The 6,207-nt window shown below is 72.0% G+C and carries 6 protein-coding genes and 2 pseudogenes; all 8 read right to left on the reverse strand.

What is annotated here, in order from left to right; translation table 11 throughout:
- Positions 1-5 precede the first annotated feature (5 nt).
- On the reverse strand, positions 6-752 hold the full coding sequence (locus BN996_RS19095; protein WP_089781722.1) for a response regulator: 747 nt from the start codon (positions 750-752) through the stop codon (positions 6-8).
- A 99-nt stretch (positions 753-851) separates the two neighbouring features.
- Positions 852-1,058: pseudogene (locus BN996_RS20755) on the reverse strand (molybdopterin biosynthesis protein); the annotation flags it as partial.
- A pseudogene (locus tag BN996_RS20400) lies at positions 1,038-1,250 on the reverse strand (J domain-containing protein); the annotation flags it as partial. The pseudogenes BN996_RS20755 and BN996_RS20400, both read right to left, overlap by 21 nt.
- A 90-nt stretch (positions 1,251-1,340) precedes the next feature.
- Positions 1,341-2,138: an orotidine-5'-phosphate decarboxylase gene (gene pyrF, locus BN996_RS19105; RefSeq protein ID WP_089781726.1), complete on the reverse strand. Its 798-nt coding sequence runs from the start codon at positions 2,136-2,138 to the stop codon at positions 1,341-1,343.
- A 72-nt stretch (positions 2,139-2,210) separates the two neighbouring features.
- Complete coding sequence (locus BN996_RS19110) at positions 2,211-3,143, reverse strand: hypothetical protein (RefSeq protein WP_089781728.1); 933 nt, start codon at positions 3,141-3,143, stop codon at positions 2,211-2,213.
- 39 nt (positions 3,144-3,182) lie between these two features.
- Positions 3,183-4,376, reverse strand: coding sequence for an MFS transporter (locus tag BN996_RS19115; protein WP_089781730.1), 1,194 nt, complete (start codon positions 4,374-4,376; stop codon positions 3,183-3,185).
- Positions 4,377-4,460: 84 nt separating this feature from the next.
- Positions 4,461-5,267 carry a carboxylating nicotinate-nucleotide diphosphorylase gene (nadC, locus tag BN996_RS19120; RefSeq protein ID WP_089781731.1) on the reverse strand — a complete coding sequence of 269 codons (807 nt, stop codon included), beginning with the start codon at positions 5,265-5,267 and terminating at the stop codon, positions 4,461-4,463.
- A partial coding sequence (locus BN996_RS19125) for an FAD-binding protein (RefSeq protein WP_139043147.1) occupies positions 5,254-6,207 on the reverse strand: 954 nt, incomplete at its 5' end. The genes nadC and BN996_RS19125, both read right to left, overlap by 14 nt.

Consider the following 6,207-nt stretch of genomic DNA (forward strand, 5'->3'; position numbering starts at 1 on the left):
GACGCTCAGGACAGCGTCCGCTCGGTCGACGGGCGAGCGAAGATGTCGCCGGTGCTCGTCACGGCGACCTGAACGTCTTCGTACGGGAACCGGACCTCGATGCCGGGGCGCTCTTCGTCCTCGACGACGGGCCGGAGGAGTTCTTCGAGCGCGTCGGTGTCGATGTACTCGTACAGCGGCGTCTCGATGGCCGAGAGTCCGCCGTAGGACTCGACGGCCTCCACGATGACGATGCCGAGCTCCTCGTCGCCGAGCCACTGCCCGACGAGCACCCAGTTGTCGTCGACGCCGAACGACGCCTCGGCGGTCGCGTCGGCGTGTTCTTCGAGGGCCTGCGTGACCGCGGAGGCCCCGACGGCGAGCGCGGAGTCGACGCTGTCGTCGTCGACGAGGCTCCGGACCCGCTGGAGGACCGTCGCGAGGTCGCCGGGACCGGCTTTCTGGACGTACTCGGTGACGCCGGCAGTCGAGGCGATGTCGGCGACCTCGGGCCATTCTTTGGCCGTGAACAGGAGGATGGGGATGTCCGCGTGCTCCTGTCGGACGGCCTTGACGAGCGGTACCCCGTTTGGGAGGACGAGCGAGTCGCTCACGACGCAGTCGACCGACTCGGCGGAGATGACGTCGAGCGCCTCGGTCGCCGACTCGGCGGTGAGAAAGGAGACGGCGTCGAGTTGGCGGAACGCGGCGGCCGAGAGGGCGAGCATCTCGGGGTCGTCGTCGACGTGTAGGACCTTCAGCGGGCGGTTCATATACCAGTTATACACGCTACGTGGATAAAAACGTTCCACTTAGTTTATACTTCAGCGGAACGCGAATATCTGAACCGGTCGCGGCGGCTTTCTAAAGCGTTACCGCGACGTTTGGCTCCTCTCGACCCCTGCGAGGGCGTCAAACACATCGTCGCTCGCTGCGAGCGCGTCGCGGAACGAGTCGACGCCGGGTTTCTCGGTCCGGTCGGGGTTCGCGAGGACGGCGACCGGCTGTGTCCCGAGCGAGACGAAATCGAGGCCGAGCGAGTCCGCGGTCGCGCGGAGGCCGAGCCCGGCGTCGGCGCGGGCGGGCGTCCGGCGGAACCGCTCTTCGAGGCGTCCGCTGACGTGGGCGTACATGAAGTACGTCGTCGCGCCGAAGGGGAGGGCGACGAACAGCAACAGGAGCTGTCGGTAGGCGAACGCCAACACGACGAGGAGCATGGTGATGCCCGCGAACACCGCCGCGAGCCCCATGACGAGTCGGTCTCGGTCCACGGGCGCAGTTAGGGGCCCACGGTGGTAAACGTCTCGCCGGGCCGCGACCGCCGGACGGAGCGGCCGGGAAAGTCGACTGTCTGCGTCGCCTCAGCGGTACTGATTCAGCCGCTTTTTGAGGCGCTTTGCGGCCTGTCCGGCGGCCTTGTCGAACTCCTCGCCGCGGTCCTCGCCGGCGAAGATGATACCGCGCGAGGAGTTCACGAGGCCGACGCCGTCCGCGAGGCCGAACTCGACGGCGGCCTCGGCGTCGCCGCCCTGCGCTCCCACCCCGGGGACGAGAAACGGCAGGTCGGGCACCTGCTCGCGGAGGTGTTCCAGTTCCTCGGGACCGGTCGCGCCGACGACGAGGCCGACGTTCCCGTGTTCGTTCCAGAGGTCGCAGAGCGCCGCGACGCGCTCGTAGAGGGGTTCGCCCGAGTCGAGTTCGAGCGACTGGAGGTCCGAGCCGCCGGGGTTCGAGGTGCGGCAGAGGACGAACACGCCCTTGTCCTCGCGGGCGAGGAACGGCTGGATGGAGTCGCGGCCCATGTAGGGGTTGACCGTGATGGCGTCGGCGTCGTCGAGCAGGTCGGCGTACTTGCGGGTCGTGTTGCCGATGTCGGCGCGCTTAGCGTCCAAGAGGACCGGCACACCCTTGCCGTGGGCGTAGGCGATGGTCTCGCGCAGGGAGCGCCAGCCGTCTTCGTCCTCGTAGAACGCCGCGTTCGGCTTGTACGCCGCGGCGTGCTCGTGGGTCGCGTCGATGATGCGGCGGTTGAACGCCCACCGCGGGAGGTCCTCGTCGAGCAGGTGGTCGGGGATGCGGTCGATGTCGGCGTCGAGGCCGACGGAGACGACGCTGTCTGTCGCCTCGATGCGGTCGCGGAGGTCGTCGAAGAAGGCCATTGCCCGCGAGTGCGACGACCGAAAGTAAGGGGTTTTCCCTTCGCCCCGCGCCGCGTCGCCCCCGGACCCGGCTCAGAGGCCGGCCTCGAAGAGGAAGACCACCGCGTCGCCGCTCACGAGCAGCGAGAGGTACGCGAGCGCCGGGACGACGAGCGAGACGGTTCGGTCGTAGGCGACGGCCGCGAGCGCGAAGACGGCGACGTGCGAGAGGACGAAGACGCCCCCGGCGAGCGAGTCGACCGCGAGGAGTTCCTCGCCGACGGCGACCGTCGAGACGACGGCGAGCGGCGCGTACCCGAGCGCCCGTCGCCCCCCGGTCGTCGCTCGCGTCGCCGCCGCGAAGGCGACGCCGAGGCACGCGAGGAACACCGCGGCGCGAACGAGGTGTTCGAGCGCCGGGAACACCACGACTCCGCGGTTCGCGCTCAGGAACGCGAGCGAGGCGGTCGCGGTCGTCACCGCGAGCGCGCGCCGGCCGTCGAGGGCGCGCGCGAAACTCCGCTGGACGAGCACCTGCGAGACGACGACGAGGACGGGAACGCCGACGAGCGCGGCGAGCGCGGAGACCGGCGCGACGGCCGCGAGGGTCGCGTCCGCGCCGTAGCCGGTCTTCGTCAGCGACCCGTACGTGACGCCCGAGCGGAGGCCGACGACCTTGGTCGCGGCCACCAAAAGCGCCGGGGCCGCGGCGGCGACGGCGACGACGCCGATTCCGCGGTCGGCGACCGCCGGGAGCCTGACGCCGAGTGCGATATCGCGGACTCTCGCGTACGCGCCCGCGTAGAGCGCGAGGGCGCAGACGAGCGTCCCGCCGGTGACGACCCCGGCGACGACGAACCCCCGCGACCGGAGGAGGTCGGGCGCGACGCCCGCCAGCGACTCGCGGACGGCGAACTGCAGGAGCGCGACGCCGAGCAGGAGGGCGGCGACGACGGCGGACTCGACCGCGCCGGAGCGACCGCTCGCGGCGGCGCGGGCTGTCCTGGAGGGCGACGGTACGCGCATGCCCTCCCATCGCCGGCGAGCGACCGTAATACTACTGCGTCACACGGGTCGCTCGACCGTCCACAGGAGGCCCGCGCCGACGACGAGCACCCCGCCGAAGAGCGCGAGCGCGCCGGCCGGCGAGAGGGCGTCGGCGACGGCCCCGCCGGCCAGTTCGAACGGGACGACCGCGAGCGAGTAGAGCATCCCGGCGGCCGAGAGGACGGTCGCGCGCCCGACCGAGTCCACCCGGTCGTTGACGTACTGGTTCCCGAGGACGGACGAGACGTTCGTGACGCCGCGGGCGACCGCGAACGCGGGAAAGGCCAGCGGCCCGAAAAGGGGGACCGACGCGTAGGCGACCGCGAGCACGAGCGGCGAGGCGAGGAACCACCGGCGGACGCCGACGCGGGATTCGACCCAGCCGGCGCGGAACGTCGCGGCGGCCGCGACCAGCGAGAACAGCGCGTAGGCGGCGCTGACGGCGGTGTTCGTCGCCGACGCGGGGACGCCGAGGTCGAGCGCCACGTCGCGGAGAATCGGCTGGTCGAAGATGTACACCATGTTGGCGACGCCGAACAGGAGCGCGAAGTAGGCGACGAAGCCGCGGAGCGGCGGGCGCGAGAGCTTCTCGCGGATGACCCGGAGCGCCGCCCGCGGCGTGAAGTCGCCGCCGTTGGCTCCGGTCTCGGGGACCGACAAGAGAATCGGGACGCCCAGCGCCGTCACCGCGGCGGTGGCGAAGAAGGGGACCGCGTAGTTCGTCGCGTCGGCGAGGAGGCCCCCGGCGAGGGTCGTCACCGCGCCGATTGCGAGGCCGACGCCGGTGGCGCGCCCGCGGACGGCGGCGAACTCGTGGGTCTCGTCGGTCTCGGCCAGGAGGTCGTAGAGCCACGCGTCGTCGCTTCCGGACCGGAACGTCTGGCCGACGGCCCACGTCCCGTAGACGACCGCGAGTTGGAGAAACGTCTCCGACAGGCCCATCGCCGCCGTCGAGACGGCGATGACGGCCGTCCCGAGGGCCATCGCGCTCCGGCGACCCAGCCGGTCGCCGAGGTAGCCGGTCGGTATCTCGGCCGCGACGAGCGCGAGCCACCAGACGCTGTTGAGCGCGCCCACCTCGGCGAACGAGAGGTCGCGCGAGCGGACGAACAGAATCCAGATGGCCGTCGTAAAGGAGACGAACTCGGTCGTCTTGTAGGCGTAGTACTTCGCGACCGGGGAGCGCAGGCGGGCGGCGGGCCACGAAGTCATCGTTCCACCGTCTCGACACGGGCCAAAGAACGTGTGGATTCGACCGCCTGCGACGGCATCCGAGTCGGAAAGAACGCCCGCCGCTCACCCGGTCCGGAAGGAGAAGTCCGAACTCGGCGCGCTGTGGGTGAGCCAGCCCATCGACACCACGTCGACGCCGGTGTCGGCGTAGGCGGGGAGCGCCTCCGGGGTGATACCCCCGCTGGCCTCCGAGATGACGCCCTCGGGGAGTCGGGAGACGCCCTCGCGGACCGCCTCGGGCGCGAGGTTGTCGAACAGGACGATGTCGGCCCCGGCGGCCGCGGCGCGCTCGCCCATCTCGGGCGTCTCGACTTCGACTTCGAGCTTCGTCGCGAACGACTTGCGCTCGGCGAAGCGGCGGACCGCCTCCTCCAGACCGAGTTCGGCGACGTGGTTGTCCTTGACCATCACCATCCCCGAGAGCGTGAGGCGGTGGGTGTCGCCGCCGCCGGCGACGACGGCCCGCTTCTCGACGCCGCGGAGGCCGGGCGTGGTCTTGCGAGTCGCGGCGACCCGAACCGAGTCGGAGACCTCGCGGGCGGCGGCGACGGCCTCGCGGGTCGTCGTGGCGACCCCGGAGGCGTGGCCGACGACGTTGGCGGCGACGCGCTCGCCGCGGAGGACGTTCCGGGCGTCGCCCTCGACGCGGAGGACTTCGTCGCCCGCTTCGACCGCGTCGCCGACGTCGACCGCGTTCTCGGCCTCGACGCCGAGGTAGTCGAAGACGGCGACGGCGGCGTCGAGGCCTGCGGCGACCGCCGGCTCCTTGGCAACGAGTCGCCCGGTGGTGTCGCCGGGCACGTCGTTCGTCACGTCGCGGTGGCCCACGTCCTCGGCCAGCCAGCGCTCGACGGTCTCAGTCGTCAGCACTCGGGGTCACTCCCTGTCCGGCGTCGTCGCTTTCCTCGCCTCCTTCGCCTCCCTCGCGTCCGTCCGGGTCGACGAGGGAGTGACAGCCGGCCGACGGCGCGTCGGCGGCCGCGCGGGCGACGAGGAGCGACGAGACGCAGGCGTTCCGGAGTTCGTAGACGGACCGCGAGACGCGGGTGCGGGCGTAGGCGTCGACCTCGCCCTTCAGGCGGCGGAGCCGCGCCCGCGCGGTTTCGAGGCCGTCGGGGGTGCGTTCGATGCCGACGAACTCGTCCATCGTCCGCCCGAGGCGGTCGAACTTCGTCTCTGCGAAGGCGTCGGGGAGCGCCGGGTCGGAGTCGCGCGGCGGCGCGTACTCGACGGTCTCGCCCTCGCCGCGGCCCCGCTCGGCCGCGGTCTCGCCGGCGCGGACGCCCCAGACGAGCCCTTCGAGCAGGCTGGTCGAGGCGAGCCGGTTCGCGCCGTGGACGCCGGTGCGGGCGCACTCGCCGGCGGCGAACAGGCGGGACAGCGAGGTCCTGCCGCGGTCGTCGACGGCGACGCCGCCGCAGAGGAAGTGCTCGCTCGGCGCGACGGGGATGCCGGCGTCGAGGTCGACGCCGCGGTCGTCACAGAGCGCCGCGAGGTCGGGGAACTCCCCGCGGAAGTCGAGGTCGGACACGTCGAGGACGACGCGGCCGGTCCGGTCGCGGGCGCGGGAGACGGCGCGGGCGACCACGTCTCGGGGGGCGAGTTCGGCGTCTTCGTGCACGTCAGGCATGAAGCGGCGGCCGTCGGCGTCGCGCAGGACCGCGCCCTCGCCGCGAACGGCTTCGCTGACGAGGAACGGTCGCGCGTCGTCGTCGGCCCGTGGGTCAGTCCGGGGGTCGTACGCGGTCGGGTGAAACTGCACGTACTGCATGTCCGAGACGGTCGCGCCGGCGAGGGCGGCCATCGCCAC

Origin of the sequence: Haloferax massiliensis (assembly GCF_001368915.1) — an archaeon.
GTDB classification, from domain to species: Archaea; Halobacteriota; Halobacteria; order Halobacteriales; family Haloferacaceae; genus Haloferax; species Haloferax massiliensis.

What these genes read in the sequence shown, in the direction of transcription:
- BN996_RS19095 (WP_089781722.1), bottom strand. Translation starts at nt 752, where the DNA reads ATGAACCGCCCGCTGAAGGTCCTACACGTCGACGACGACCCCGAGATG.
- pyrF (WP_089781726.1), bottom strand. Translation starts at nt 2,138, where the DNA reads ATGGCCTTCTTCGACGACCTCCGCGACCGCATCGAGGCGACAGACAGC.
- BN996_RS19110 (WP_089781728.1), bottom strand. Translation starts at nt 3,143, where the DNA reads ATGCGCGTACCGTCGCCCTCCAGGACAGCCCGCGCCGCCGCGAGCGGT.
- BN996_RS19115 (WP_089781730.1), bottom strand. Translation starts at nt 4,376, where the DNA reads ATGACTTCGTGGCCCGCCGCCCGCCTGCGCTCCCCGGTCGCGAAGTAC.